This is a genomic window from Ensifer sp. M14, assembly GCF_003355565.1.
In the GTDB taxonomy this organism is placed as follows: Bacteria; Pseudomonadota; Alphaproteobacteria; order Rhizobiales; family Rhizobiaceae; genus Ensifer.
This window is the reverse complement of the sequence record NZ_QJNR01000007.1, coordinates 172235-198905: the sequence shown is the minus strand read 5'-3', so window position 1 is coordinate 198905 and position 26671 is coordinate 172235. Positions and strand designations below refer to the sequence as shown.

Sequence of the window (26671 nt, the reverse complement as noted above, 5' to 3'; positions counted from 1 at the left end):
GACCTTTCCAAGGCTCACCGCGCGTCTGCGGGATCGTCGTCTCTGTCGATCGCGTCGTCGAAGCCGCGAGCGGACGGCAGGCCTTCAATCATCAACCCGCAATTTTGATGCCCGCGTCAGAAAGCGCCATGCTATTCTCCGGCCGGCTCTCCAAGCAGGAGATCGGGGCGTCAAACAGGCCTCGGGCAAACCGTTCCTAAAAAACGCTAAATTACGATAGGACATTTCCCGATAGTCACTTCCGGCATGATCAGTTTGCGTTGCTGCAGTCGATTAAATTGATAGTTTATCTGGTAACCGATGGAGGTCGAGATGGGCTTTGGACGAATTACCGGAATTGTGGGACTGGCAATTGTAGTCGGAGGCCTGCAGCTTGGTGCTGCAAGTGTGGCTTTTGCCGACACGACGATCCTGAACGTGTCCTATGACCCGACACGTGAACTTTACAAGGACTTCAACGCCGCTTTCGCTGAAAAGTGGAAGGCGGACACCGGCGAAACCGTGACGATCCAGACATCGCATGGCGGCTCCGGCAAGCAGGCCCGCTCCGTGATCGACGGTCTGCAGGCTGATGTCGTAACCCTCGCGCTTGAGGCAGATATCGACGCGATCGTCAAGGAAACCGGAAAGATCCCGGCGGACTGGAAGACCAAGTTCGAAAACAACAGCGCACCCTATACGTCGACGATCGTCTTCCTGGTGCGCAAGGGCAATCCGAAAGGCATCAAGGACTGGGGCGATCTCGTCAAGGATGATATCCAGGTGATCACGCCGAACCCGAAGACCTCGGGTGGCGCGCGCTGGAACTTCCTGGCAGCCTGGGCCTACGCTCGTGCTGCCAATGGCGGCGACGACGGCAAGGCACAGGAATTCGTCACCGAGCTGTTCAAGCATGTGCCGGTGCTCGATACCGGTGCGCGTGGCTCGACCACGACATTCGTGCAGCGCGGCCTTGGCGACGTGTTGCTCGCCTGGGAAAACGAAGCCTATCTTTCGCTGGAGGAGCTGGGCCCGGATAATTTCGATATCGTCACGCCGTCGATCTCGATCAAGGCCGAGCCGCCGGTGGCACTTGTCGATGGCAATGTCGATGCCAAGGGCACACGCAAGGTCGCCGAGGCCTATCTCGGTTACCTCTACAGCGATGCCGGCCAGAAGATCGCGGCCAAGCACTACTATCGCCCGTTCAAGCCGGCAGCTGCCGACCCCAAGGACGTCGCGCGATTCGGTGACCTCAAGCTCGTGACCATCGAGGACTTTGGCGGCTGGAAGGAAGCGCAACCGAAGTTCTTCGGCGACGGTGGTCTGTTCGACCAGATCTACAAGCCGGGCCAATAATCGACCCTGTTGAAGCAATGATGCAATCGGCCGGACCATCCGATCCGGCCGATTGTTTTGTCAGGCCCGCATGGGGATTGCGGGTATAATGGGAGCGCCTGGGTTTTCCTCAGGCGCATGGAAGAGGTGAGCTGGATTTGATAATGGGAGCGCCTGGGTTTTCCTCAGGCGCATGGAAGAGGTGAGCTGGATTTGAGAGAGCATGGCCACAACAGGCGCTGGCGGTTTCGCCAACCGAGTGTGCTTCCCGGGTTCGGTCTGGCGCTCGGCGTCACGCTTTTCTGGCTGGTGCTGATCATCCTCATCCCGCTGTCGGGATTGATCTGGCGCTCGAGCAGCCTCGGCTGGTCGCAGTTCATGACGTTGGCGCTCGATACCCGCACGTTGAACGCGCTGAAGATCAGTTTCGGCACGGCCTTTATCGCAGCGATCGTCAATCTGATCTTCGGCGTCATCCTCGCCTGGGTGCTGGTGCGCTATCGTTTCCCCGGCAAGCGGGTGATCGACGCCATGGTCGACCTGCCGTTTGCGCTGCCGACGGCGGTCGCCGGCATTGCGCTCGCCACGCTTTATGCCCCCAACGGCTGGATCGGCTCGCTCTTGGCCCCGCTCGGCATCAAGATCGCCTTCACGCCGGCCGGCATCGTCATCGCCCTGATCTTCGTCGGCCTGCCCTTCGTCGTCAGGACCGTGCAGCCGATCATGGAAGAGATCGACAAGGAAGTGGAAGAGGCCGCAGCCACGCTCGGCGCCAGCCGTTTCCAGACGATCAGCCGGGTCTTGTTGCCGGGTTTGCTGCCGGCCGGCCTCACCGGCTTTGCGCTGGCCTTTGCCCGCGGCGTCGGCGAATACGGCTCGGTGATCTTCATCGCCGGCAACCTGCCCTACGTTTCCGAGATCGCCCCGCTTCTGATCGTCATCAGGCTGGAGGAGTTCAACTATCCCGCCGCCACCGCCATTGCCGCGGTGATGCTGATCATCTCCTTTGCCATGCTGCTCGTCATCAACTCGATCCAGGCCTGGAGCCGGCGGAGATATGTCTATGTCGCCTGATCTCGCAGCCAACTCCCAGCACGTACGCGCCGCCACCTCGGAAAGCCGCTTTGCTCGGCTGAGCCTGATTGTCGCAGCGCTCGCCTTCGTCGGCCTGTTTCTGCTTCTGCCGCTGGCCGCCGTCTTTACCGAGGCGCTGCGCAAGGGGCCGGCCGAGTTCTTCTCGGCCCTTGGCGATGCCGAGACCTTTTCCGCCATCCGCCTGACGCTGATCGTCGCTGCCATCGCCGTGCCGCTCAATCTCGTCTTCGGTGTTGCCGCCGCCTGGGCGATCGCCAAGTTCGAGTTCAAGGGCAAGGCTTTTTTGACGACGCTGATCGACCTGCCGTTCTCGGTCTCGCCCGTCATCTCCGGCCTCGTCTTCGTGCTGCTGTTCGGCTCGCACAGTCTCATCGGCCCCTGGCTGCAGAGCCATGGCATCCAGATCCTGTTTGCCGTGCCGGGCCTGGTGCTGGCGACCGTCTTCGTCACCTTTCCCTTCGTTGCCCGCGAGCTGATCCCGCTGATGCAGGAACAAGGCACCAGCGACGAGGAGGCGGCCTTGTCTCTGGGGGCATCGGGCTGGCAGACCTTCTGGCATGTGACGCTGCCCAACATCAAATGGGGGCTGCTTTACGGCGTGCTGCTGTGCAACGCCCGTGCCATGGGCGAGTTCGGCGCGGTGTCGGTGGTATCAGGCCATATTCGCGGCCAGACCAACACCATGCCGTTGCAGGTGGAAATCCTCTATAATGAATATAACTTCGTCGCCGCCTTTGCGGTTGCGACGTTGCTGGCGCTGCTGGCGCTGGTCACCCTCGTCTTGAAATCGGCGCTCGAGCTTCGCTACAGCGCCGAGATCGCCGCCAGCCGCAGGCATTGAAAGGTCCGGATCGTCATGGAAGTCCGCGTTCAGAACATACGCAAGGAATTCGGCCGCTTTCCGGCGCTCGACAACGTCTCGCTCGACATCCGCTCGGGCGAGCTGATCGCCCTGCTCGGTCCCTCCGGCTCGGGCAAGACGACGCTGCTCAGGCTGGTTGCCGGTCTCGAAAGCCCGACCGACGGCATGATCTTCTTCGGCGACGAGGATGCCTCGCAAAAGACGGTGCAGCAGCGCAACATCGGCTTCGTCTTCCAGCACTATGCCCTGTTCCGTCACATGACGGTGCTCGACAATGTCTCCTTCGGCCTGAAGGTTCGCCCGGCCAATCGCCGGCCGCCGGCTGCCGAGATCCGAAAGCGCGCGCTCGATCTGCTCGATCTCGTCCAGCTCTCAGGGCTTGAGAAGCGCTATCCGGCGCAGCTGTCGGGCGGCCAGCGCCAGCGCGTGGCGCTCGCCCGCGCCATGGCGGTCGAGCCCAACGTGCTTCTGCTCGACGAACCTTTTGGCGCGCTCGATGCGCAGGTCAGAAAAGAACTACGGCGCTGGCTGCGCGAGATCCACGACCGCACCGGCCACACCACCATCTTCGTCACCCACGACCAGGAAGAGGCACTCGAACTGGCCGACCGGGTCGTGGTGATGAGCAAGGGCGCGATCGAGCAGGTCGGCACCCCCGACGAGATCTACGATCATCCGGTCTCGCCCTTCGTCTAAGCAGGTCGGCACCCCCGACGAGATCTACGATCATCCGGTCTCGCCCTTCGTCTACGGCTTCATCGGCCAGTCGAACGCGCTCTCCGTCACCCTTCAAAACGGCGAAATCTGGTTCGAGGACCGGCCGATCGGCTTGCGTGCCCCGACCGAGCCCGACGGTGCGGCCACGCTCTACTTCCGCCCGCATGACATCGAACTGATCGACGGCTGCGGCGGCTGTCTTGCCGGCCTCGTCACCGCCAGCCGCCGCGTCGCTGGCACCCGCCATCTCGAACTCGACCTCGGCCGCAACCACCCGCATGCCGAAATCGAACTGCCGCCCGAACGCACCACCACACAGGACCGCGCAAGGGTCGCATTCCGTCCGACAAAGTGGAAACTGTTCAGGGATCACGCCGCCGTCGCCCAAGTGGAAGGACCGGGGGCCGAGGTCGACGCGCAGGCGCAGCCATTTGAACTGGCACGCACGGGGACCTGATCGCTTCTCCACGGCCCGGTCCAGCCAATTCCCGTTTCTGCCGAGATGCGCTACAGCGTCATATGCGGTGAGATAAGCGGGAGACCAGGCACATGTCCGTCATTGACGATCTGAAACAGGCACTCGGCGATGCCGTGCTGACGGGCACAGAGATCGGCGAGCGTTATCGCAGCGACGCCAGCCTCACCGGCCGCGCCCTGCCCAAGGCCGTCATTCGCCCCGCGAATACGGACGAGGTCTCAACCGTGCTTCGCATCTGCGACGCCCATGGACAGGCGGTCGTGGTCCAGGGCGGCCTGACCGGCCTTGCTGGCGGCGCCAACCCGGATGACGACGCTATTTCCCTCTCGCTTGAGCTTCTCGTGGGCATCGAGGAAACCGACCCGCTTTCCGCCACCATGACCGTCCTTGCCGGCACGCCGCTCGAAGTCGCCCAGCGCGCCGCCGACGATGCAGGCTTCCTGCTGCCGATCGATCTCGGTGCGCGCGGCTCCTGCCAGATCGGCGGCAATCTCGCCACCAATGCCGGCGGCATCCGCGTCATCGCTCACGGCGTCACCCGCGACAATGTGCTTGGGCTGGAAGCCGTGCTTGCCGACGGCACGATCCTCTCGTCGCTCAGCAAGATGATCAAGAACAACACCGGCTACGACCTGCGCCAGTATTTCATCGGCTCCGAAGGCACGCTCGGTGTCATCACCCGCGCCGTCCTGCGATTGAAACCGCGCCCTGCAGGCCGCTTGACGGCGCTTTGTGCGCTCGACAGTTATGATCAGGTCGTCGCTTTCCTGGCGCGGACGCAAAGGGGACTGCCCGGCCTCTCGGCCTTCGAGGCCATGTGGGATGGCTACTTCCGCTTCAATTGCGAAGCGGAAGGACAGCGCTTCTTCGAGACGCCCCCCGCCTTTGCAGTGATCGTCGAGCAGGATGTGCAGGGCCATGACGAAGAAGGCGAGGATTTCGAGAATTTTCTCGGCGCCGCTCTCGAAGACGATGTGATCGCCAACGCGTTGATCGCGCAGTCGGAGAAGGAAAGCCGGCTGTTCTGGCAGGTGCGCGAGGGACATGCGATGGACCGCCTGCTGCCGGGACTGATCAATCTCGACGTCAGCCTGCCGATCGGCGAAATCGGACGTTTCGCGGCGGAGTGCGGCGTGGCGCTCGCCGCGCGTTTCCCGCAGGCGCACATCTCCTTCTTCGGCCATGTTGCCGACAGCAATCTGCACATCGCCTTTTCAACGCCGGGAAGCGACCAACACACCCAGCATGTGGTCGATGACATCGTCTATGACATCGTTCGCCGCTATCGCGGCTCGATCTCCGCCGAACACGGCATCGGCACCTTGAAGCGGGAGTTCCTCGGCCACTCCCGAAGTGCTGCCGAACTTGATGTAATGCGCCGGATCAAGCACGCGCTCGACCCCAAGGGTATCCTCAACCCCGGCAAGGTGATCTGACGCCGGCATCCCGGCCAACAATCCGGTGTATTCTGCCGGGCGGCTTTCGCGATCGGCTACCGTCAGCTCCATTTCGCCGGCATTCCATCGTTGAACCACGACGCAGCTTGCCGCGGGGCAAGAAGGACCGATGGACCAGGCCACGGAAACTGCCGCCGACTGCCTCCGCCTCCAGATGGGAGCAACGGGCACCGGGTTCTAAATTCGCTCCGATCAAGGAAGCGGTTGATGTCGCCAGGAGGGTTCGCGGCGCTCGAAGAAGGCGGCAACGCCTTCGCGCGCCTCGTCGCTTTCCCAGCAATCGGCGAGCTGCTCGATGGTCGCGGCGATAGTTGCCTCCGTGATCGGCTGGCCGAGCGAACGGGCAAGTCGCTTCGCCCGTCCTGTCGCGCCCGGCGCCGCCTGGAGATAGGGCTCGATTTCGTCCGCTATCGCCGCGTCCAGCGCATCGGGCGCGGCAATTGCCGTCACCAGGCCGGCATCCCTTGCCTCTTCGGCGCCAAAAAGGCGCGCCGACATGAACAGAGGTCGCGCCCTGCCCTCACCGATGCGGGCCACGACATAGGGGCTGATGGTCGCCGGAATGAGACCCAGCCGGGTTTCGGTGAGGCCGAAGCGCGCATCGGACGATGCAATGACGGCATCGCAGACGCTCATGAGGCCGACGCCACCACCGAAGGCATTGCCGTGCACACGGGCAATGACCGGTTTGGCTATTTCGTTCAGCGCCTTGAACATCAGCGCCAGCCGCGTCGCTTCGGCAATACGCGTCGGCCGATCCGCATCGAACTGCTCGCGCATCCAACCCAGATCGCCGCCAGCGCAGAAGCTGCGGCCTTCGGCATCGAGAACCACGACGCGCACCGCGGCATCGGCTGACAATCGTTCCGCCGCCTCGGTCAGTTCGCCGATCATCACCGCAGAAAGGGCATTGTGTTTCTGCGGCTGCGCCAGCGTCAGGCCGGCGACGCCTTTCGCATCGACGGCGTATCGGATCGTCTCGAACATCAGCCGGTACTCCTCAACGATCTCGCGAAGGCGGCGGCCTCTTCAAGCCTTTCCGCATTCAGCCCCGTCGAAAACCCACGGCCGGTGACAAAGGCGTTGACCGCAAGCGTATCGACATTGCCGGCAGCACCCGGCGCATAGGGGCACCCCCCAAGACCGCCAGCCGAGGCGTCGAAGACGCGCAAGCCACGATCGAGCGCGACGCCGATATTGCAGAGTGCCCGTCCGGATGTGTCGTGAAAATGGCCAGCCAATTGTCCGGCCGACACATCCGCCAGCACGCTTACAAGCATCGCGTCGACCGCATCCGGCGTGCCGCGTCCGATCGTATCGCCAAGGCTAATCTCGTAACAGCCAAGCGCCATCAAGGCGGCGGCGACTTGAGCAACACTCTCCGGGGCAATCGCGCCCTCAAAGGGGCACTCGACAACGCAGCTGACATAGCCCCGCAGCGGCACCGCGTTCGTGCGGCAGGCTTCGGCGACCGGACGAAAACGTTTGATGCTTTCAGCAATCGAGCAATTGATGTTCTTCTGCGAAAACGTCTCCGATGCCGAGGCGAAGATCGCCATCTCGTCGGCCTTCGCCGCAAGGGCCGCCACGAAGCCCTGCATGTTCGGTGTCAGTACTGTGTAGCGCGTGCCCGCCCGACGCCGGATTCCGGCCATGACAGCCGCGGCGTCCGCCATCTGCGGCACCCATTTCGGGCTGACGAAGCTCGTGACCTCGATGCGCTGATAGCCGCAGTCCGACAGGAGATCGACAAGGCGGACCTTGTCGGTCGTATCGACAAGCTGCTTTTCGTTCTGGAGGCCGTCGCGCGGCGCCATTTCGACAAGCGTCACATGCTCGGGCGCCGACTGGCTCATTCGCCGCTCTCCGGCTTCAGCGCGACGAGGATCGCCCCGGCGCTGACTTGCTCGCCAGACGTGATCAGCACAGTCTCGATGATGCCATCGCGCGACGCTGCCAACGTCAGCTCCATCTTCATCGCCTCCATCACCACGAGCGGCTGGCCTTTTGCGACCGTGTCGCCGACGCGAACATGGATGAGTTTGACGATACCCGGCATCGGGGCCGCGAGTTCGTCCGCCGCCGCCTCGCCCGAATGGGCCGCGGCGAGTGGATCGGGAAGGCGAAGAACGAACGTCTCACCTCCGACAAAAAGGGTAATGGTTTCCCCTTCGCGCAGAAAGCGGAAGACCCGTTGCTCGCCTGAGATCTCCACTCGGGCGCCATCATCAAACCGATCAAGCACCAGCACCGGAAAGGTGCTTTCGCCCGCCCGCACCGCAAACTGATCGCGCCCGCGGGCAGCAAGCGTGACGATCGATCGCCCGCCGGCATGCTCGACGGCGACGCTTCTATGCGCATCCCCCCAGATCTGCCAATGACCGAGCGCCGACCAGGGATCGTCGGATTTCATCGGTCGCAGCACGCCGGTGGCGGCGATGGCGGCCAGCGCCAATGCCTCGTCTCCCGGCACGGCGGGCGTGGTCAGTTGGTCGATCGCCCGGTCGATAAGTCCGGTATCCGGCCGGCCGGCGCGAAACTCCGGCTCGGCGGCGAGCCGGGCGAGGAAATCGAGGTTGGTGATCGTGCCGCCGATGCGGCAGGCCTTGAGCGCACTCTCCAGCCGCGCCAGCGCTGACGAGCGGCTTGGCCCATGCACGATCAGCTTGGCGATCAGTGGATCGTAGTAGGGAACGATGACATCGCCCTGCCGGACGCCGGCATCGACGCGCACGCCTTCGGTTGGAAAATCGAGTGTCACGAGCCGCCCGGTTGCCGGCAGAAAACCGCGCGCCGGATCCTCCGCATAGATGCGCGCCTCGAACGCCCAGCCGTCGATGGCGATTTCATTCTGTCGTTTGGGCAGTGCCTCGCCGACGGCGGCGCGCAATTGCCATTCGACGAGGTCGATGCCGGTGATCGCTTCGGTCACCGGATGCTCCACCTGAAGCCGGGTGTTCATCTCCATGAAATAGAACTGGTCCGGCCAGAGCCCGTTGGTGACATCGGCAATGAACTCGACCGTGCCGGCACCGACATAGCCGATGGCGCGCGCCGCCTTGACGGCGGCATCGCCCATCGCGCGGCGAACCTCTGCCGTCATGCCTGGGGCCGGCGCCTCTTCGATCACCTTCTGGTGACGGCGCTGCAGCGAGCAGTCGCGTTCGAACAGATGCAGGATGTTGCCGTGGCGGTCGCCGAAGACCTGGACTTCGATATGACGCGGCTTGGTCAGGTATTTCTCGATCAGCACCGCGCCGTCGCCGAAGGCCGCTTCGGCTTCACGGCGCGCCGCTTCAAGGGCAGCGCCGAATTCGTGCGGTTGCTCGACCTTGCGCATGCCCTTGCCGCCACCGCCGGCGCGCGCCTTGATCAGTACGGGAAAGCCGACCTCCGCTGCCCGTTCCGCCAGAAAGGTCGGCTCCTGCTCATCGCCGTGATAACCGGGCACGACGGGAACGCCCGCCTGTTCCATCAGCGCCTTGGCCGCATCCTTCAGCCCCATGGCGCGAATGGCCGTCGGCGACGGACCGATGAAGGTCATGCCGGCCGCTTCGACAGCCTCGGCAAAATTGGCGTTTTCCGACAGGAAGCCGTAGCCCGGGTGAATAGCATCGGCGCCGACGCTTCTCGCCGCGGCGATGATCCGCTCGATCGACAGATAGCTTTCGGATGCCGTCGCCGGTCCGATGCGGATCGCCTCGTCGGCCAACGTCACATGCAAGGCATCGACATCGGCGTCGGAGTAAACGGCGACGGTGCGGACGCCGAGGCGTCGGGCCGTGCGGATAACACGGCAGGCGATTTCACCGCGATTGGCAATCAGAATCTTGGAAAACATCGGCATATGGCCCGCCCTATTGCGCTGCTATGACTTCGACTTCGAGCAACCAACCGGCGTCGAAGATACCGGCGATCACCACCGTCATCGCCGGCGCAAGCGGACCGAGATATTCCGCCCGGGCAGCACGATTGGCCATGGTGTGATTGCGATCGGCGAGAAAGGCCGTCACCTTGACGATATCCGCCTTGCTCATGCCGGCCGCCTTCAATTGCGCGTCGATGTTCAGCCAGACCTGGCGGGCCTGCGCCTCGAAACTGTCTGGCAGTTCGTCGTCCGAATTCAGCGGCACCTGGCCGCTGACAAAGACCAGACGCTCGAAATTTTCGAGCCTCACGGCTTGCGAGTAGCCACCGCGCGGTTGCGGCGCATTCTTGGCGTTGACGTTTTCGCGCTTCATCGCGATCTCCTACATTCTGAACAGGCCGAAACGCGTCTCTTCGATCGGCGCATTGAGCGCCGCCGATAGCGATAATGCCAGCACGTCGCGGCTCTTGCGCGGGTCGACCACGCCGTCGTCCCAGAGCCGGGCCGAGGCATAGAGCGGATGGCTCTGACGCTCGAAGAGATCGAGAACCGGCTGCCGGAACTTGGCCTCCTCCTCCTCGTTCCAGGGCGTGCCCGCGCGCTTCAGCGCCTCGCCGCGCACCGTCGAAAGCACGCCTGCCGCCTGTTCGCCGCCCATCACCGAAATCCGGCTGTTGGGCCAGGTCCACAGGAACCGTGGCGAAAAAGCCCGGCCGCACATGCCATAGTTGCCGGCACCGAACGATCCGCCGACGAGCATGGTGATCTTCGGCACCTGCGCCGTCGCCACCGCTGTCACCAGCTTGGCGCCGTGCTTGGCGATACCTTCGGTTTCATATTTGCGGCCGACCATGAAGCCGGTGATGTTTTGCAGGAACACCAGCGGGATCTTGCGCTGGGCGCAAAGCTCGACAAAGTGCGCTCCCTTCAAGGCCGATTCCGAAAACAGCACACCATTGTTGGCGATGATGCCGACGGGGACGCCGTAGACATGCGCGAAACCGCAGACGAGCGTGGTGCCGTAGCGCGCCTTGAACTCGTCGAAGCGCGAGCCGTCGACCAGGCGCGCGATGACTTCGCGGATATCGTAAGGCGTGCGCAGGTCGGCCGGGACAATGCCGGCGATCTCCTGCGGGTCGTAAAGCGGCGGCTCCGGGCTCTGCAATTCCACCGACGCCGGTTTGCGACGGTTAAGGGCAGCGACCGCACGACGGGCAAGCGCCAGCGCGTGGGCATCGTCGCGCGCCATATGGTCAGCGACACCGGAGAGGCGCGTGTGCACATCGGCGCCGCCAAGATCCTCCGCCGAGACCACTTCGCCGGTCGCAGCACGCACCAGCGGTGGGCCGGCCAGGAAAATCGTGCCCTGGCCTTCGACGATGATGGTTTCATCCGACATTGCCGGCACATAGGCGCCGCCCGCCGTGCATGATCCCATGACCACGGCGATCTGCGGAATTCCGGCCGCCGACATGTTGGCCTGGTTGTAGAAGATCCGGCCGAAATGCTCCCTGTCGGGAAAGACCTCGTCCTGGTTCGGCAGGTTGGCACCGCCGGAATCAACCAGGTAGATACACGGCAGCTGGTTTTCGGCGGCGATCTCCTGCGCACGCAGATGCTTCTTGACCGTCATCGGATAGTAGGTCCCGCCTTTGACGGTCGGGTCGTTGCAGACGATCATGCATTCACGGCCGGACACCCGGCCGATGCCAGTGATCAACCCTGCTGACGGCGCATCGCCGTTGTACATTCCGTGGGCGGCCGTCGAGCCGATTTCGAGGAAGGGCGTCGCCGTGTCTATCAGCGTCGCGACCCGGTCGCGCGGCAGAAGCTTGCCGCGGCTGACGTGGCGCTCACGGGCCGTGTCGCCACCACCACCGGCCGCAATCTTGACGGCCTCTTCCACGGTCGCAATCGCCTCCGCCATTGCAACCTGATTGGCCTTGAACACGTCGGACGAGGGGGAGATGTGGGATTTCAGAACAGTCATGAAGTCCTCATTGGATCGAGGCTGATTGCGGCTTCGTCAGTCCGTATGGGGCGTCTATCTGGTCTCGGTGAACAGCTCTCGGCCGATCAGCATGCGGCGGATTTCGCTGGTTCCCGCGCCGATCTCGTAGAGTTTGGCGTCACGCAGCAGCCGCCCCGCCGGATAGTCGTTGGTGTAGCCATTGCCGCCAAGCGCCTGGATCGCCTCCAGCGCCAGCACCGTTGCCTTCTCGGCAGCATAGAGAATGCAGCCGGCCGCATCCTTGCGGGTGGTCTCGCCGCGGTCGCAGGCCGCCGCCACCGCATAGACATAGGCGCGCGCCGCGTTCGCCGTCACATACATGTCGGCAAGCTTGCCCTGCATCAGCTGGAACTCGCCGATCGCCTGACCGAACTGCTTGCGCTCGTGGAGATAGGGGACGACGACATCAAGGCAAGCTGACATGATGCCGAGCGGTCCGGCGGACAAGACGACACGTTCATAGTCGAGACCGGACATCAGCACACGCACGCCGCCGCCCTCGTTGCCAAGAATGTTTTCCGCCGGCACCTCGCAATCGCGAAAAATCAGCTCGCAGGTGTTGGAGCCGCGCATACCAAGCTTGTCGAGCTTCTGACCGGTGGAAAAGCCGGCGAAACCCTTTTCGACCAGGAAGGCGGTAATCCCGCGCGGACCGGCACTCGGGTCTGTCTTGGCGTAGACCACCAGCACATCCGCATCCGGCCCGTTGGTGATCCACATCTTGCCGCCGTTGAGGACATAAGCGTCGCCGCGTTTTTCGGCCCGAAGTGTCATGGAAACGACATCGGAGCCAGCACCCGGTTCGGACATGGCGAGTGCGCCCACATGTTCGCCGGAGATCAGCTTCGGCAGGTAGCGCGCTTTCTGCGCTTCGCTGCCATTGCGGCTGATCTGGTTGACGCAGAGATTGGAATGGGCGCCGTAGCTCAGGCCGACGGAAGCGGATGCACGGCTGATTTCTTCCATGGCGACGCAATGAGCGACATAGCCCATGCCCGCACCGCCATAGGCCTCGTCGGCGGTAATGCCGAGCAGGCCGAGATCGCCCATCTCGCGCCAGAGCGGCGTCGGGAAAGCGTTGCTGCGATCGGTTTCTGCCGCCAGCGGCGCGATACGCTCGGCCGCGAAACGGCGCACGCTGTCGCGTAGCGCGTCAATGTCCTCGCCGAGCGCGAAGCTCAATCCGCCCTGAAACATCTCTCGTCTCCTCCCCTCGGCCCTGTCGGCGATCTCCTCACCACCAAAAGGGTCGTCTGCGCTCCATCCTCTACGCGCAACGCGGCGATTGCAATGATATCAACGCCGCGATGTCGAGCGACGATAACACCGCGTCCCGCTAATTTCCTTCCAAAGAGGAAATCCGCGAAGCACGATCTGCAAAGTTTAGGAGCGTTTGGCGATGCATCCGCTGCGCGAAGCGCGCTTCAGCCAATCAGGCTGGCGACAACAGTGGCGTCGCCATGGAATCGCTTTCGAAACGTTTACTTGTTCGGCCAGATTTCCTGCGCCTTGCCGACATCGGCGAGGCCGCGCTGCGCGTCACGATTGCCGGTGGCAGCAACCGCCTCAAAGATACGCCGTGCATCGGCGTAGCGCTTGAGATTGAGATAGGCGTAGCCGCGCAGCACCATCAGGTCTGATCGCTGCGTCGAGATCTGCCCAAGCTGATCGAGGAAAAGCAACGCCTCGCGATACCGTTTCGCATCGAAGGCGGCAATCGCCCTGTCGGAGAGAATGGCGCTCTGCAATTCTTCGGCGCGGCGACGGCTCTGGGTTGATTGCGTCGCGGCCACCGCAGCCCTGTTGGTCAGCCCTGCCCTGAGATAGGCTAGGCTTTGGCCATAGGCAGCATCTTCGCGCATCTGCGATGCCGGTGCCCGCAAGGCAACCTCGAAGGCCTCGGCTGCTTCAAGTGGACGGTTGAGGTCCATCAGGCACCAGCCGCGCGTCAGCGCCGCCTGCGGCGAAAGCCGCACCGGGTTGATGGTTGTCCGGCATCCCGTTGCATTCCTTCCGGCCGTTTGTGTTTGCCGCGCAACCGCAACAGGCTGCTCGACCACATAGCGCGTCGCCGTTCGCGGCGCTGCCTGTGTCACGACCGCAGGTGACCTTTGTTGCCCAGCGGATATGGGTGCCTGCTCTCGCGCCAGCGGCTGTTGTTGCCGGGCAACGGCGTCGCGCCGTTCCTCCTCGGTCTCACCCAGCCGCGCGACGCGCTCGGAGCGCCCCGCCCAAAGCCTCTGGATCTCCGCGACGCCGGCGGTATCACCGAGCTGGTTGCGGCTCAGCGCCAGGCCATAGGCCGAAGGCTCATCATCCGGCTTCCAGCGAAGCGCTGTTGTGAACCATTGTGCAGCCGTCGCCGGCTGTTCCATGGCACGGGCATACCAGCCGAACTGCTGGGCGGTGGCCGGATCACGCCCCTTTGTCGTCTCCTGCGCGATGCGGCTCAGGACTTCTTCGCTGAGCGTCACCGGTGGCTCGATCGCCAGCAGGTTTGCCGTTGCGGCAAAATAGGTGGCCTTGGCATCCTCCGACGCGTCGCGCCAGGGATAGAGCACCTTCTCCGCGTCTTCGTGCGCCTTGCGCGCAATCAACGTCAGCGCCAGTCCTTGCGAAGCAGAAGCGGAATTCTCCTTGTCATGGGCACGACGGAACCATTGCTCGGCCGCGCTCATGTTGTCGCGGCGCAGCTGGTACCAGCCGAGCAGGAGGGCGTCGCTCGCCAAGCCATCGGTTTCAACCAGACGTTCGAGGCGCAGGATATATTTCGGGTCGACGGCCAGCTTACCATCCGCATCGCCTTCGGCGACGAAGCGTCGGGCCAGATCGTCGCCAATGCTTTCAAACTCGGCAACGCCGCCGGGTGCGGTTCGCTCAAAAGACAGCAGTTCCTGGGCAATGTCGTAGGGCAGTCCGGATACCGCCTTCTGCACGGTCGCCAGCCGTTCCGGGGCGCTGTCGCAATTCTTCAGCACGTAGAGATAGGCGTCTCGAGCCCGATCCGGCCGCTTGGTTTGCGCGAACGCGTCAGCCACCCGCCAGAGCACGTCCACTTCAGAACACGTCAGCAGGCTCGGCGTACTCGCCGCCACTTCGATGACGGTCTCGTACTGCTTGAGATCGGAGGCGTTCACCAACCGCGCTCGGGCTTCGGCAACATTCAGCCGCTCGAGCAGATCCGCCGGCGGCTTCCACGCGGCCTCGCCTGCCTGTCGCTCGGCGATCGCCTTTCGAACCTCCGCATAGCGCCCCTCCGAATAGAGCTGCCACATCGTTTCGAGCTGGATGTCCTTGTTGCGCGGAACGGCAAGTGGATCCTCGGGAGGCGTCCAATCGGGATAAAGCGCCCTCAGCCGTGATATCTCGGCCTGCAGCCGGGCCGTATCGCCCTTGCTTGCGAAATAGCGCAGCGCCGACTCGTCGACCACCGGCGCCGTCGCCTGTGGCCGCGTTGCCTCCGCGACAGGCTGCGTGTTCTGCGCCACCTGACGAAACTCAGGCGCGGCCCGTCTCGACGCTTTGTCGACTACGCCGAACGACGCCTCGTCGGGAAGCCCGCTTCCCTGCTCGCCGTTGATCGGCGCACCGGCGACGCCGCTCCAATTCTTACGCAGAAGCCCGTCGTCGGCAAAACCGGCAATCCCGGCCGCCGTGAACATAATGCCGGCGATGACAACGGTTGAGGACTTCATAGACACTCCGGACGCTTCTCCTTCGCATAAGACAACCCGAGAAGGTGCAGTGTCGAAGGATAGTATTGCGTCGGGCTGAACACCTTGACGCTGTCGGGCAACGGTACCCGCTCCAAGACACAGGCCAGAATATGGTTAACAAATTGATAACCAGGGTCCGTCAAGGCCGACCGGACGGTCCCCGTAGCGACGTCACTGATGAGTAAATCACCATTGTCGCCAGCCATGCCCCGCCGCAATCTTGAAAGCAGTTCGGCATCATCGCTGCCTGCGCGAACGAGATAGAGAGGGATGCGCAGCGCGTTGTAGCCGAACTCCGCCGGAAAGCCCTGCGCCGCCTTGAGGCGCGTCCTGGCACTGACCCAATCGGCCGGCAACTTGCGCGGCCCGAGCTGCAATGCGTCGAGCATGCTCTCACCATCGTCTCGCAGGGATTCCCATTTCGGCGAAGGTGCCACACGGTTGAGGACGGGGAAAGCCTCGAAGATCCAATAGGAGGGGTTTATGACAGGGCCATCGTCTCGATCGGCGGCAGAAAACCCGGCAACGCCCGGCAGCAACAACGTCCGACCGCCATAGTCGATCACGGCCCTGTCGAGGACTGCCTGGGCGATCTTGGCCGCCGCCGCGAGATAGTCCTGCCGTTTCCAGCGTTCGCCGGCCAGTGTCAGCGCATAGGCGATCAGGATATCGCCATCGGTCGCATTGTTGACATCGATCACATGGGGTTTTTCAGCCGGGCTCCATTTCCAGGCGGCAAGTCCGTCGTCGCGAAGGAGCAGTTCCCGTAGCGTGAAGGACCAGATCAGCTCGAAATCGGCAGCGTTGTCCGCAAGCACCGCCAGCAAAAGGCCGTAGCCTTGACCCTCGCTGTGGCTGATGCCGCCGTTGCCGTCGTCGATGATGCGCCCGCCGGTGTCGACGAACTTGGTCTTGTACGTCTGCCAATCCTCGGCACTCACGGTTCCGCTCCGGCCCTGGGCTATCGCGGGCGCCTGCGGTAGAGCGGCGACAAGAGCCAGGGCGAGCATGAGAACCGTGCGCAAGCTCATGGTCGGCGCCCGAGCCGACTGAGCATGGATGACGTGGCAAGCCCGAGCAGCACCGACAATGCAACCAGCGCCACGGCATAAAAGAGGATGTTGCTCGAAAGCCAGTTGGCGATGATCAGTCGATAGTTGCCGATCGATGCGGGCCTTGTCTCCACGAACTCGAAATTGGTCACCGGCACCACGTTGATGGCGCTACTGGCCGGCTCGTAGGTCGAGATGTGCCCAGCAATCCGTTGCCATTGATGGATGTCGGAAACCGCCGACACGCCATCGTTCAACAGCTTGGCAGTCGGCGCGGCGACCAATGTCCATGTGGCGTCATCCGTCGGATTTGCCCCCTGGGCGATGAGCAACGTTGCCGTTTCCGGCGGCGCGAACTCGGCCTGTTCCTGTGGCAGGATACGCAGCGAACTGAGTGAGATGTCGAACTCCTGCTTCACCCAGTTCTGAAGCGCCGTGATCTGGGTGCGCCAGGCGCCACCGCTCAAGCGCGTCTGCCATTCATCGATCGCCTTCTGCGTATCCTCGCTGCGACCGGTGGTCTGTGCACTGCCCCAGGACATCTGGCGGCCTGGATCGATGCCGACCTGGGTGAGTACCGTCTTCGGCAATTCAGGCAAGGTACCAACGAAGAGTGCGTTGCGCGTGCCCGCGGCCAACGGCGAAGCGATCATCTCCACGGCGATCGGCCGCCCGCCGGCAACCGCAAGCCGTGCAAGGAACGTCGCTGCGGCCGACAGCGTGTCGGCGTCCGACCGGTCGATGAAGAGCGGGATCGTTCCGGCACTGTTGCGATAGGGTGCCGCCGCGCCGGACAACGCAGCAAGATTGGGCCGAAGACCGATCCGTGCAAAGTTGGGCATATGGAGCTCGGACGTATCGAACAGTGCAAAACGCGAATCCGTCGACGCTGGTGCGCCCGGTGCGCAAACCTTGTCCTGTTCCGTCAAGAGCACTGCCTCAAGCTCGATCAGGTTCGGTCCGGGCCGGAAATGGCGCATCGTCACGTTGATCGGCAGATGGCGCAGAATGCCGCCGGTCGCCGAATCGAACGGTACGGTCGATGCGATGTTGCCGTTGACGTAAATGTCGATCCGGCTGCCTGGGAGAACCGTCTCGGTATAGGCGGCGTCCAGCAGGATCGTCGCCTCGCCATAGGCGTCCGCATAGAAGTCCGACGGCACAGCCACCGAAAACTTCGACCGGAAACGGCGCCCGGTAAATTCACTTGTTGCGACACCCAGTTCCGAGAAACGCAGGCGCGTGTTGCCTGCGACCACCGGCGTTTCGGGCAAGAGCCAGCGCTCCGTATTGATGACGTCGCGGGGAACATCGCTCGGTCGGTCCATCGGTTCGGCAACAGCCTCGATAGCGGCCCGCACGGCCGGCCAGTCAGGACCACTCAGAACCAGAACCGGTGCATTTGTCTTATCGTCGCGGACAAAAGCGGCGACCGATCCGCCGGCGGCGCCATCGGGCAGCGCGGCAAGCAGCGGTGACACCTCGTCGACGGTACCCGCAACCACGGTCAATTCGCCGGGCTTTCCCAACGCCGGCAGGCCCTGGCTGAGGATGACCCTCTGCGCCGGCATGTGACCGCGCAGCGCCAACCCCTGGGCAAGCCGCATCATATCGGCAGCCCGGCTCGGCTGCGCCATTCCCGGAACGACGAGATTGAACCGCGTGCGACCCTTGCCGTCGACGCCAACGGCACGGATGTCGTCGACGCTCGCAAAGACAGCGCTCTCGGCATCGGCAAAACTGATGAAAGCCGTGTCCGGCGCAATTTCGGTCCACAATTCATAGGTGGATTCGATGGTACAGTCGGTGCGGTGGCGTTGTTGCACCCGGAACCGGATGTCATTGGAACCGGGGCGCAGCAAACCGGCACGCAGCTCGTAGCTCCGTTGCTCGGGGGTATCCGACGCCTTGATCGGCCCTTCGCCAACCAGCTCTCCATTGACAAAAACCGAAAGGGACGAGACCTCCGGTGCAATCACGATCGCATTCTGATAACCGAAATTCAGCGTTGCGGGCGATTGCGCCTGGGCCGGCGTCAAGTACATCGACCAGGTGCGTTCATCGACTTCGCCGCTGAGCGACAGCGCGTCAAAGGGCACGATATACCGCCTGAAATCGTCGCGCTCGCCGCCACCGAGCGTGTCTGCGCCGGCGTCTGGCTGGCTGGCCGGCTGGCCCCCACCCTCCTCTTGCTTTGGCATGTCGACCGGCGGCTCCGTCGCCGGACGTTCGCCCGACATGTCGAACGGGTTCGATTGAGCGAAGGTTTGCGTGGTCGCGGCAAGAAGCACGACAAGAAGGGCGGCAAGCGTCCGGTTCATCGCGTCGCCTCCGCTTGGTCGGACGAGCGTAAGCTGCGGGCGAAATAGATCAGGCCGCGGCTCATCTGATAGAGAGCCAGCCACAGGAACCAGACCGTGCCGCCGACCAGACCCGGATTTCCGCGCCGCGCCTTCTGGAATTCGCTCCATTGCTGGGAGTTCGCAAAGATCAGATCCGCCACCAGGCTGTGGTGGCGCGCCACCTCCGGCAGATAGCGGCAACCGAGCGTGGTGATGTCGCCGGCGATTTCCTTGTTCTTGACCGCGACCGGCAAGGTCTCGGAGGTGCCGTCGCCGCTATAGGGCTCGAAGCGGATGAGACCGTCCGTGTCAACGGGAAGCGTCGCTGCATCGACGCCATAGACCTGAACGCGGGCGCCGTTGGCCGATACGTCTTCGATGGTCGCCGGGTACCATTGGTCCGCGACGCCGAATTCGCAACGCCGGCTGACCTTTACGCGCCGTGAGGCCGCCTTTTCCCCACGCTCGGAAACGACGCCGAGCGCGCAGCCTGCCATGATCAGGTTGAGCAGGTTCCATCCCCCCACGACCAGGGTGACGTCGGCCTTGTAGGGCTCGGTATAGACCCGGTAGACCGTCATCAGAAGCGCGACAAAAAGCACCGCGAAGATGACGAAGAACGGTCGGCTGATTTCCGACAGGCGGCTTTCCTGGATCGACTCGTCCTTGGCAGTCACCTTGAACGTCGGCCGGCTCGGGCGCATCAGCACCGAGATGACCGCCGGCAGCAGGTGCACGGTCTGGGCATATTCGTACAGCTCCGATATCCACGGCCAGCGGAAGGCGCCGTAGAGATAGTTCTGCATCATCAGGTTCACCATCATATAGGCGAGCGTATAGGCGAGGAACTCGCCGCCGGATGCGGTGAAAATTTCCAGATCGAAGAACAGGTAGAAAAGCGGCGCAAACAGGAAGATCGTGCGCGACACCGGAAAGAGCCAGAACAGCGTCGATGACATGTAGCAAAGCCGCTGCGGGATCGACAGTCCGCGCTTGAACAGCGGAAACCGGAACAGGAGGATCTGCATCATGCCCTGGGCCCAGCGGCTGCGCTGGCCGATGAAGCTGGCAAAGGTTGCCGGCTGCAGTCCGGCAATCAATGGCCGGTCGACATAGATGCTGTTCCAGCCGCGGCCGTGCAGCGCGAGTGCCGTTTCACAGTCCTCGGTGATGCTCATGCCGCTGAAGCCTTCGGTATCCTCAAGCGCCTTGCGCCGCAGCACCGCTGCCGAACCACAGAAAAAGGCCGCGTTCCATTTGTCGAGGCCGCGCTGGATGATGCCGTAGAACATCTCGTTCTCGCTCGGCATCTTCTCGAAGGTCCGCAGGTTGCGCTCAAGCGGATCGGGGTTGAGGAAGAAGTGCGGTGTCTGCACCAGGAAAAGCTTCGGGTCGCTCTCGAAATAGCCGACCGTTTCCAGCAGGAAATCGCGCGCCGGCGCGTGGTCGGCGTCAAAGACCGCGATCAGTTCGCCATCCGAATGCAGCATGCCGTTGTTGAGGTTGCCGGCCTTGGCGTGCTCATTGCGCTCTCGGGTCAGATAGCGCACGCCAAGATCGTCGCAGAGCGCCTGCAGCTCGACATGCCGGGCAGAGGCACGCTGCGCCTCAACCAGATTCATCGAGTAGCGCTTTTGCTGCGTGCCGCCATCATCGAGCAGCCAGACCGTCAACTTGTCAGCCGGGTAGTCCATGCCCTTGGCCGCGGCAAGCGTGTTGGCCAGCAGCCCCGCATCCTCGTTGTAGGATGGCACGAAGACGTCGACCTTCGGAAACGCGCCGGGTGAAACGGCCTTTGCCTTGCGCGGCGGCAGCGGCATCGCAACGACGAACAAGCTCAGCGACAGCATCATGACGCTGTACATTTCGGCGAGATAGAGCAGGAAGCCGGGGATGAAGTTCTCAAGCTGGTTCAGCGGCGGCAGCGTGCTGGTGGTGCGCCAATAGACATAGCGCAGCACGATGGCCGTACCGAAGGCGAGCGCGATCAGGCGCCAGCGACCTTCGGCCTTGATGAGCTTCAGGATCGCCATGAATGTGACGACCAGCACGCTCACGATCAGCTGGGTCTGAAGATTGACCGGCAACGTGATGACTGCGATGACGCAAAGGGAGAAAAACGCCCATGCCGCAACGGGACCGATCTTGCTCATTCATTCTGCCTTCCAGCATTCGGCATCATGCCACTGGTATCGCTTGACCTGATTTCACCTGGGCTTCTGCAAGCCCGATATCAGCCCATACCAAATGATGGTTAGGAGCTGATTAAGGGCAATTGCCCCCCGCCTGCCCGTCACAAGCCGGCAATGGCACAATCACGGTCGCTCCAGCCTTTGCCGCTCCACCCGGTTCCGGCAGCCGGACCGAGTTCGCCGTCGCCGGCACGGCGACTGGCTGCTGAAGCACCGGTTGCTCGACGCGGACCGCGCGCCTGACCGGCGCAGGTGCCGTCATCACGCTTGCAGGCCGAGTGTCGGATGGCGCCGGTTCCCTGCGGTAAATCGGGTTTCCAACCCTGCCGATGCCTGCCTCCAGCGGCGGCGGCGCGCCGAAAGGATTCCAGGCGGGATCGCCGAACGTACCGGTAATCGTATATCCATAGACGGGCGCCAGGAGCTCGCTTTCGCTCGCGCCGACAGCGCAATAGCGCAGGCGGATCTGAATGGTGCCGTAGCCCCTGAGCGGCGAGCGATGGTTCTCTGCCCCACGGATCTGCTGCCAGGCGAAGATACAGGCATCGCCGCCGCGACCCGGACCAAAGGCGTAGCCGAACGGGCCGTAGTTGTTCTGCAGAAAATCCGACGACTGTGCCAATGACACGCCAGGGAGAGCGCGTCGCGCCTGCCGCATCATCTCGGAGCTTCTGACCGCGACATAGCCGCTGGACTTCTGCTGGTCGAACCTAGTCTCCATCGGCCCGAAGAATTGCGCGCGCAGGAAATTCTGACCCGGCGTCGAAGCGGATGTGTAGAGGTAGATATCCTGCTCGATGGCGTTGGTCCTTCGGCGTTCGACCACATTCAGAACGGCAGGGCCGCCGGGCGGCGGAAGGATCAGTGCATTCTCGGCTGGAACTATCGTTGCATTGGTCGGCGTGCCGACGTCGTTATGCGTCGCGCAGCCGGAAACCAGGGCGCCTGCGGCGAACGCAGCCGCGATCGAGACCATGCCTCGCAGCCATACAGCGGCCGCGGGACGTTCGCTCTGTGCGCCGAATCGCTTGCTGAAAAATCGTCCTGCCATACCGGAGCATTAGTTGATTCAGGTAAATTCGCAAACCCGTGAAGGATAGGGGATAACATTTCGACGTTCACCCCGGGGACAGATCTGATGCCGGACGCTATCGCACGTGGCTGAACCGGATCGCCATTGCGCATCCGGCCAATGGTCGTCGGACCGCCAGCGGCGCCTGGACCGAAAAACAGGCCGCCAGAGGTATCGCTACTCCCTTTGCTCCTTGATGTACGCCATTTTTGCAGATCGACGGACGATGAAGCTGCCACTTAGACTTTCCCTTTTACACCAGTCGAGTGGAAGAGGGACGAAATGGCGCTGCCTGCTGTCACATCGAAACCGGAGGATCGCGTCGCGATTGCGCACTTGGGTCAGGCCTTGAAGACCGCGCTCGCAGACGAGAAGAGCCCATTGAGATCGTTTCTGAATGGCGACCCGCAGCCTCGCCGGGCAATCGAGCGAGACCTGGAACCGACTGAGGTCGATGACCTCTTGCGCTTCGGCGTTGCCGAGCAGACGGAGGACCTTCTACGCCCACGATTTCAGGCGCAACTTATAGGTCCGCATCTCGTCTTCTCGGACCTGCGCCAGTCCATGCGCGTGGTGCGCAAGACGGAGGAGCGGAACGCCTACGTCGATCCGATGTGGGAGGGGCCAACCCTTTCCAACCTGCTCGTGAGGGAACCCGCGGAAAGTGGCCTGGACATGGGATGTGGCTGCGGCGTCATCGCCCTGGCGATGTCCACCTATTGCAGGAGGGTCGTGGCGCTGGACATGAACCCGCGGGCGCTCATGCTCGCGCGTTTCAACATGGCGCTGAACGGTGTCGACAATGTCGAAGTCCTGGAGTCCGACCTCTTCTCGGCTGTGGAGGGAGCGACCTTCGATCGGATCGTTTTCAATGCGCCGGTTGGCATGGAACTCCTGCCGCGCAACGCGCTGGAGTCCGGGGAGCAGATCTTGATCCGGTTCTTCAGCGCGCTGAGCAAGCACCTCAAAAGCGGCGGCATACTTCACATGAATGTGTGCGTGAAGGAATGGAGCAGGGCGAGCTTCGCCACGAACCTGCGCGCATGGCTCGGAGAAAACCAAAGAGATTTTCAAAGCCTCTTCATCGAGTTGTGGCGTGTCGAAAGGGGCTTCAAGTTCAAGGTTCGCAGATGGCTTGCCCCCTTCGTGCTGCCGCGCCAATACGGGCGCTTGCTTCACATTCGCCGCGGCCTGCTCATTGCCGAAAGGAACGGCGTGGCACGACACGCAGAGACAGCCTCTGCTTACGACACATGGGCGACATCTCTCGGGCCTCGGTTTGGCGCATCATTGGTGAAGTCCCTGATGGGTGCCGATCCTGGCAAGGCGCGCGCCGGCCCTGCCACGGCAGTGCTCAATACCTTGGATGACGACCACCGCCCCTTGGGTGGCTCCGTGACGACGGCAATTTTCAACAAGCTGCAAAACGTGCCGGCGGCCGCCCTGCCTTGACCGGTTGCCTTCATCGTCCGACAGGACTTGGACGGTACGAACACGACAACGCCAGGGCCGGTCTGGCTGGGATACCGCCACGTCCGACCATCCGCGTTCTCATGGCTCATCGAGAACGCAAGAGGAGGCGTTGCAATCACGCTTCGGCATCCACCTGCTGCCTATCGCGGGTCATGCAGGGGGCTGGCTAGACATCTGGCGCAGCGACGAAAGCGCCAGTAAGCGTCGCGACCCGTTGGAAGAATTCCTGCCCGTCCTGGCACCAGGTGGCGCTTTCGTCGTTGGATGCGAGGCAGTTCTGCTGCGACCACCACCGAGGCACCAACGGAAGCCGCGACTCCATCAGATAGAGAACAAATTCGGTCACAGGAAATATGTCTGCCCTATACGACTTCGGCATGCTAATATTTCATGCCGTCTCCATGATTAACGGTTAAATGTTTTCACCAAGATAGATTTATCTTGTCTGTGCATTTACTTCTCAAAATCCGGCGCGCAGAATAGAAAAACTTTCTAGCCAAAGAATTTTTACGACCTTTTTCGCAGAAGAGCGGGCCGCATTGAGCTTTAGGCTGGAGATAGATTCGATCTGCCTGATCGAATTCTTGAACGAGCCAAAGCCTCTGCCAGCGGGTTCCTTTGAGACCGTCTCGTCATCGCAGCGTACTGTCAGCCATGGTTGGCTGCCGTCGCAAGCAGAGTGAAATTGGAGCTCGTTATGAGAAGCCTACTTCCTGCCCGTTTCCAGGATTACGATTTCAGCCCCTTTTTCGTGGGCGCCGGGTTCACGCTTGCGATCGCCATCATCGCCTATGGCTCCTTGTTCGGCCGCATTCTTTAGATCGCGGCCCGTTCAGAAGCACGCACCAAGGACGCTCCGGCGTTGGCCGCGATGTCCGTGAGCTTCCCGAGGGCGCAAGCAGGAGCTTTGCTTATGCGACCTGCGTCTGCAGCCAGGTCTTGAACAGCAAGGCATGCGGCGTCTCGGGTTTCAACGCCGATTGGATGAGGCCGTATTCGGAGCCGTCGGGCGCGAACCCCATCGGAGCGACCAGCCGTTGGTTGCGGATATCATCCAAAGCGATGATCCTTGGGCACATCGCCACACCGAGGCCAGCGGCAGCGGCTTCGGCCATGAGGAAATGATGATCCATGTAGCGCGTGGCGCGTGGCATTGGCGCGCCTGGGTTTGTCCGCTGCCAGTTATCCCAGGCATCGGGCCTCGTCTTTGACGCCAATGCGACATAATCACCGGCCCAAAACCTCTGGACCATACAGGCCTGCATCACAGGCCCCATCTCCTCCCTCGTGAGGGTCGTGATCGCACAACGCGAGTCGATGGCAAAATCCAGCCGCCGGATGGCAAGGGTCACGCGGTCACGGGTGAAGTCGAATGCTCCGCCACCGACAGCAAGGTGCAGATCGACGTCGGGATACCGGTCCTGAAACGCTGCCAACCGCGGGATCAGCCAGCGCATCGCCAGCGATCGTTCGCAGGAGACCAGAACCGGCTGCGCCGACGTTGCGCTACGCAGTTCATCAAGGGTCGTGGAAACGACGGCCAACGCCCTGGTCGTCGCCTGGGCCAGCTTCTCGCCATCTGCGGTCAGGCGCAATCCTCGGCCATGCGCTTCGAGAAGCTCAAGACCAATATCACCGGCAAGCTTGGACACACGGCGACTGACAGCGCCGTGGGTAAGGTTCAGCTCTGTGGCGGCCGCGCGCACCGAGCCCAGCCTCGCCACGACTTCGAACGCGCGCAGGTCGTCAAGAGAGGGAATATCCGAACGTCTCATTGGTGATTACATATCACCAATATAGGGCAGATCATATCGCTTTTTGTCGACTTCTCCGGGCGGTATTTTCACTGTCATGGAAAACATTGGTGACATATTCAATCGCATCGGCATCGTTGCCGACGACCTTACGAGTGCGGCGGACGGGGCTGGCCCCTTCCTGGCACGGGGCCACAGACCCTGCATCCATCGCCGGACTGTGGCGGATGCCGAAACGGCGATCGTATCGGTCGATACCGGCAGCCGCGGCATGCCGGAGACGGACGCGGTGGAGGCGGCGAGGACAGCCGTCTCGGCGTTCGCCAGAGATCATACCCTCTACAAAACCATGGACTCGACCTTGCGCGGCCATGTCAGGGCAGAGATTCTTGCAGCATTCCAGGCAAGCCGACGACAGCGTCTGGTGATCGCACCGGCCTTCCCCGCTGCAGGGCGCACGACGATCAACGCTATCCAGTGGCTTGATGGAAGGCCTGTTGCCGACACTCTCTACGCGCAGGATCCGGTTCACGCTACACGCACATCCGACATCCGTGACCTCGTCGATCCGAGCCTAGGCGTCCCTGCGCTCGTCACGATCGCGATGAGCGACGCTGAGGTTCGCACGGTTGCCTCAAGCAACCGCATCGTCATTGTCGATGCGGACAGCCAGGAAAAGCTGAACGACAGAGTGGCATGTCTTGCGCAGATGGGGCCGGCGCTGTGGGTCGGCTCACCCGGCATGGCCCAGGCGCTCGCCACGCTGACGGCGCCCGCCACTTGCAGCGGACCCGCAACGCCGGCGCTTTCGGTCCGACGCGTTCTTGTCGTCGTGGGCAGCGCCAACAGGGTCAGCCACGAGCAAAGCCGAGCGCTTTGTTCGGCTGGCGCCGCCGTCGCCAATCGAGCCTCCGACATAACCGATGAAACTCAGATCGCCTGCCTCAGTGCGCCAGCATCACGCGAGCCCGATGCCACGAACGTGCTTTCGACGCTCGTCGACGAGGCCTGTGCGGTGCTCCAGCAACAACGCTTCGACGCCGTGATCGCAACCGGCGGAGAAACCATGGACGCTCTGTTACAGCGGCTTTCGGTCAAAAGCTTCGCTCTGATCGGGGAACTCGAACCCGGATTTCCCATGGGATACGCCACGCGCGAAACGGGGCAATCACTCGTCATCGCATTGAAAGCCGGAGGCTTCGGTGCACCGACGACGCTCCTGAACGCTACGCGGCACCTTGTTTCGGCACAGAACGGATAAACCA

At 62.7% G+C, this 26671-nt stretch carries 19 protein-coding genes and 1 pseudogene; 8 read left to right on the top strand and 12 right to left on the bottom strand.

The genetic code is table 11. The annotated features are described in order from the left end of the window. Window positions 1-312 precede the first annotated feature (312 nt). The 5 genes and pseudogenes from BLJAPNOD_RS22700 (at window position 313) to BLJAPNOD_RS22680 (ending at window position 5905) form a co-directional block, all read left to right on the top strand. A complete protein-coding gene (locus tag BLJAPNOD_RS22700) occupies window positions 313-1338 on the top strand; it encodes a sulfate ABC transporter substrate-binding protein (RefSeq protein WP_077502104.1) in 1026 nt (341 codons plus the stop codon). A 192-nt stretch (window positions 1339-1530) separates the two neighbouring features. Next, window positions 1531-2391: a sulfate ABC transporter permease subunit CysT gene (gene cysT / locus BLJAPNOD_RS22695; protein WP_115421573.1), complete on the top strand. Its 861-nt coding sequence runs from the start codon at window positions 1531-1533 to the stop codon at window positions 2389-2391. Then, window positions 2381-3253, top strand: a complete 873-nt coding sequence (cysW, locus tag BLJAPNOD_RS22690) for a sulfate ABC transporter permease subunit CysW (protein WP_077498026.1) — start codon at window positions 2381-2383, stop codon at window positions 3251-3253. Before cysT ends, cysW begins: the two co-directional genes overlap by 11 nt. A gap of 15 nt (window positions 3254-3268) precedes the next feature. Further along, a pseudogene (locus tag BLJAPNOD_RS22685) lies at window positions 3269-4448 on the top strand (sulfate/molybdate ABC transporter ATP-binding protein). Window positions 4449-4540: 92 nt separating this feature from the next. Further along, on the top strand, window positions 4541-5905 hold the full coding sequence (locus BLJAPNOD_RS22680; RefSeq protein ID WP_115421572.1) for an FAD-binding oxidoreductase: 1365 nt from the start codon (window positions 4541-4543) through the stop codon (window positions 5903-5905). A 213-nt stretch (window positions 5906-6118) separates the two neighbouring features. Here BLJAPNOD_RS22680 and BLJAPNOD_RS22675 read toward each other — a convergent pair whose 3' ends face one another. The 11 genes from BLJAPNOD_RS22675 to bcsN form a co-directional block, all read right to left on the bottom strand. Beyond that, entirely contained in the window at window positions 6119-6916 is a 798-nt protein-coding gene (locus BLJAPNOD_RS22675; RefSeq protein ID WP_115421571.1) for a crotonase/enoyl-CoA hydratase family protein, read from the bottom strand. Continuing rightward, the gene (locus BLJAPNOD_RS22670) at window positions 6913-7782 is read right to left on the bottom strand and encodes a hydroxymethylglutaryl-CoA lyase (protein ID WP_115421570.1); all 870 of its coding nucleotides are present in this window, start codon (window positions 7780-7782) and stop codon (window positions 6913-6915) included. The genes BLJAPNOD_RS22675 and BLJAPNOD_RS22670 overlap by 4 nt, the downstream gene beginning before the upstream one ends. Continuing rightward, complete coding sequence (locus BLJAPNOD_RS22665) at window positions 7779-9767, bottom strand: acetyl/propionyl/methylcrotonyl-CoA carboxylase subunit alpha (protein ID WP_115421872.1); 1989 nt, start codon at window positions 9765-9767, stop codon at window positions 7779-7781. Before BLJAPNOD_RS22665 ends, BLJAPNOD_RS22670 begins: the two co-directional genes overlap by 4 nt. Window positions 9768-9783: 16 nt before the next feature. Beyond that, a complete protein-coding gene (locus tag BLJAPNOD_RS22660; protein WP_077502463.1) occupies window positions 9784-10167 on the bottom strand; it encodes a RidA family protein in 384 nt (127 codons plus the stop codon). A 9-nt stretch (window positions 10168-10176) separates the two neighbouring features. Further along, on the bottom strand, window positions 10177-11784 hold the full coding sequence (locus BLJAPNOD_RS22655; protein WP_077502464.1) for a carboxyl transferase domain-containing protein: 1608 nt from the start codon (window positions 11782-11784) through the stop codon (window positions 10177-10179). A 54-nt stretch (window positions 11785-11838) separates the two neighbouring features. Next, window positions 11839-13002, bottom strand: a complete 1164-nt coding sequence (locus BLJAPNOD_RS22650; RefSeq protein WP_077502465.1) for an isovaleryl-CoA dehydrogenase — start codon at window positions 13000-13002, stop codon at window positions 11839-11841. A gap of 284 nt (window positions 13003-13286) precedes the next feature. After that, entirely contained in the window at window positions 13287-15500 is a 2214-nt protein-coding gene (locus tag BLJAPNOD_RS22645; RefSeq protein ID WP_115421569.1) for a tetratricopeptide repeat protein, read from the bottom strand. Beyond that, window positions 15497-16552: a glycosyl hydrolase family 8 gene (locus BLJAPNOD_RS22640; protein WP_244611053.1), complete on the bottom strand. Its 1056-nt coding sequence runs from the start codon at window positions 16550-16552 to the stop codon at window positions 15497-15499. Before BLJAPNOD_RS22640 ends, BLJAPNOD_RS22645 begins: the two co-directional genes overlap by 4 nt. Next, window positions 16549-18894, bottom strand: a complete 2346-nt coding sequence (locus BLJAPNOD_RS22635; RefSeq protein WP_115421568.1) for a cellulose biosynthesis cyclic di-GMP-binding regulatory protein BcsB — start codon at window positions 18892-18894, stop codon at window positions 16549-16551. The genes BLJAPNOD_RS22640 and BLJAPNOD_RS22635 overlap by 4 nt, the downstream gene beginning before the upstream one ends. Next, window positions 18891-21068, bottom strand: a complete 2178-nt coding sequence (bcsA, locus tag BLJAPNOD_RS22630; RefSeq protein WP_077502468.1) for a UDP-forming cellulose synthase catalytic subunit — start codon at window positions 21066-21068, stop codon at window positions 18891-18893. The genes BLJAPNOD_RS22635 and bcsA overlap by 4 nt, the downstream gene beginning before the upstream one ends. 112 nt (window positions 21069-21180) lie before the next feature. Further along, on the bottom strand, window positions 21181-22083 hold the full coding sequence (bcsN, locus tag BLJAPNOD_RS22625) for a cellulose biosynthesis protein BcsN (protein ID WP_115421870.1): 903 nt from the start codon (window positions 22081-22083) through the stop codon (window positions 21181-21183). A 378-nt stretch (window positions 22084-22461) separates the two neighbouring features. On the opposite strand from bcsN, the gene BLJAPNOD_RS22620 reads away from it, so the two are divergent. Continuing rightward, a complete protein-coding gene (locus tag BLJAPNOD_RS22620) occupies window positions 22462-23631 on the top strand; it encodes a methyltransferase (protein ID WP_115421567.1) in 1170 nt (389 codons plus the stop codon). A gap of 718 nt (window positions 23632-24349) precedes the next feature. Continuing rightward, window positions 24350-24472 carry a hypothetical protein gene (locus tag BLJAPNOD_RS36400; protein WP_256372333.1) on the top strand — a complete coding sequence of 41 codons (123 nt, stop codon included), beginning with the start codon at window positions 24350-24352 and terminating at the stop codon, window positions 24470-24472. Between the two features lie 91 nt (window positions 24473-24563). Here the strand turns inward: BLJAPNOD_RS36400 and BLJAPNOD_RS22610 are convergent, their stop codons facing one another. After that, a complete protein-coding gene (locus BLJAPNOD_RS22610; protein ID WP_115421565.1) occupies window positions 24564-25427 on the bottom strand; it encodes a LysR family transcriptional regulator in 864 nt (287 codons plus the stop codon). A gap of 76 nt (window positions 25428-25503) precedes the next feature. On the opposite strand from BLJAPNOD_RS22610, the gene BLJAPNOD_RS22605 reads away from it, so the two are divergent. Continuing rightward, window positions 25504-26667: a four-carbon acid sugar kinase family protein gene (locus BLJAPNOD_RS22605; protein ID WP_115421564.1), complete on the top strand. Its 1164-nt coding sequence runs from the start codon at window positions 25504-25506 to the stop codon at window positions 26665-26667. Window positions 26668-26671: the final 4 nt, after the last annotated feature.

Coding starts and splice junctions, on each gene's coding strand:
- bcsA (WP_077502468.1), bottom strand. CDS start 21,068: ATGAGCAAGATCGGTCCCGTTGCGGCATGGGCGTTTTTCTCCCTTTGC.
- BLJAPNOD_RS22640 (WP_244611053.1), bottom strand. CDS start 16,552: ATGAGCTTGCGCACGGTTCTCATGCTCGCCCTGGCTCTTGTCGCCGCT.
- BLJAPNOD_RS22655 (WP_077502464.1), bottom strand. CDS start 11,784: ATGACTGTTCTGAAATCCCACATCTCCCCCTCGTCCGACGTGTTCAAG.
- cysW (WP_077498026.1), top strand. CDS start 2,381: ATGTCGCCTGATCTCGCAGCCAACTCCCAGCACGTACGCGCCGCCACC.
- BLJAPNOD_RS22665 (WP_115421872.1), bottom strand. CDS start 9,767: ATGTTTTCCAAGATTCTGATTGCCAATCGCGGTGAAATCGCCTGCCGT.
- BLJAPNOD_RS22620 (WP_115421567.1), top strand. CDS start 22,462: ATGGCGCTGCCTGCTGTCACATCGAAACCGGAGGATCGCGTCGCGATT.
- BLJAPNOD_RS22680 (WP_115421572.1), top strand. CDS start 4,541: ATGTCCGTCATTGACGATCTGAAACAGGCACTCGGCGATGCCGTGCTG.
- BLJAPNOD_RS22650 (WP_077502465.1), bottom strand. CDS start 13,002: ATGTTTCAGGGCGGATTGAGCTTCGCGCTCGGCGAGGACATTGACGCG.
- bcsN (WP_115421870.1), bottom strand. CDS start 22,083: ATGGTCTCGATCGCGGCTGCGTTCGCCGCAGGCGCCCTGGTTTCCGGC.
- BLJAPNOD_RS22645 (WP_115421569.1), bottom strand. CDS start 15,500: ATGAAGTCCTCAACCGTTGTCATCGCCGGCATTATGTTCACGGCGGCC.
- BLJAPNOD_RS22605 (WP_115421564.1), top strand. CDS start 25,504: ATGGAAAACATTGGTGACATATTCAATCGCATCGGCATCGTTGCCGAC.
- BLJAPNOD_RS22635 (WP_115421568.1), bottom strand. CDS start 18,894: ATGAACCGGACGCTTGCCGCCCTTCTTGTCGTGCTTCTTGCCGCGACC.
- BLJAPNOD_RS22700 (WP_077502104.1), top strand. CDS start 313: ATGGGCTTTGGACGAATTACCGGAATTGTGGGACTGGCAATTGTAGTC.
- BLJAPNOD_RS36400 (WP_256372333.1), top strand. CDS start 24,350: ATGAGAAGCCTACTTCCTGCCCGTTTCCAGGATTACGATTTCAGCCCC.
- BLJAPNOD_RS22670 (WP_115421570.1), bottom strand. CDS start 7,782: ATGAGCCAGTCGGCGCCCGAGCATGTGACGCTTGTCGAAATGGCGCCG.
- BLJAPNOD_RS22610 (WP_115421565.1), bottom strand. CDS start 25,427: ATGAGACGTTCGGATATTCCCTCTCTTGACGACCTGCGCGCGTTCGAA.
- BLJAPNOD_RS22660 (WP_077502463.1), bottom strand. CDS start 10,167: ATGAAGCGCGAAAACGTCAACGCCAAGAATGCGCCGCAACCGCGCGGT.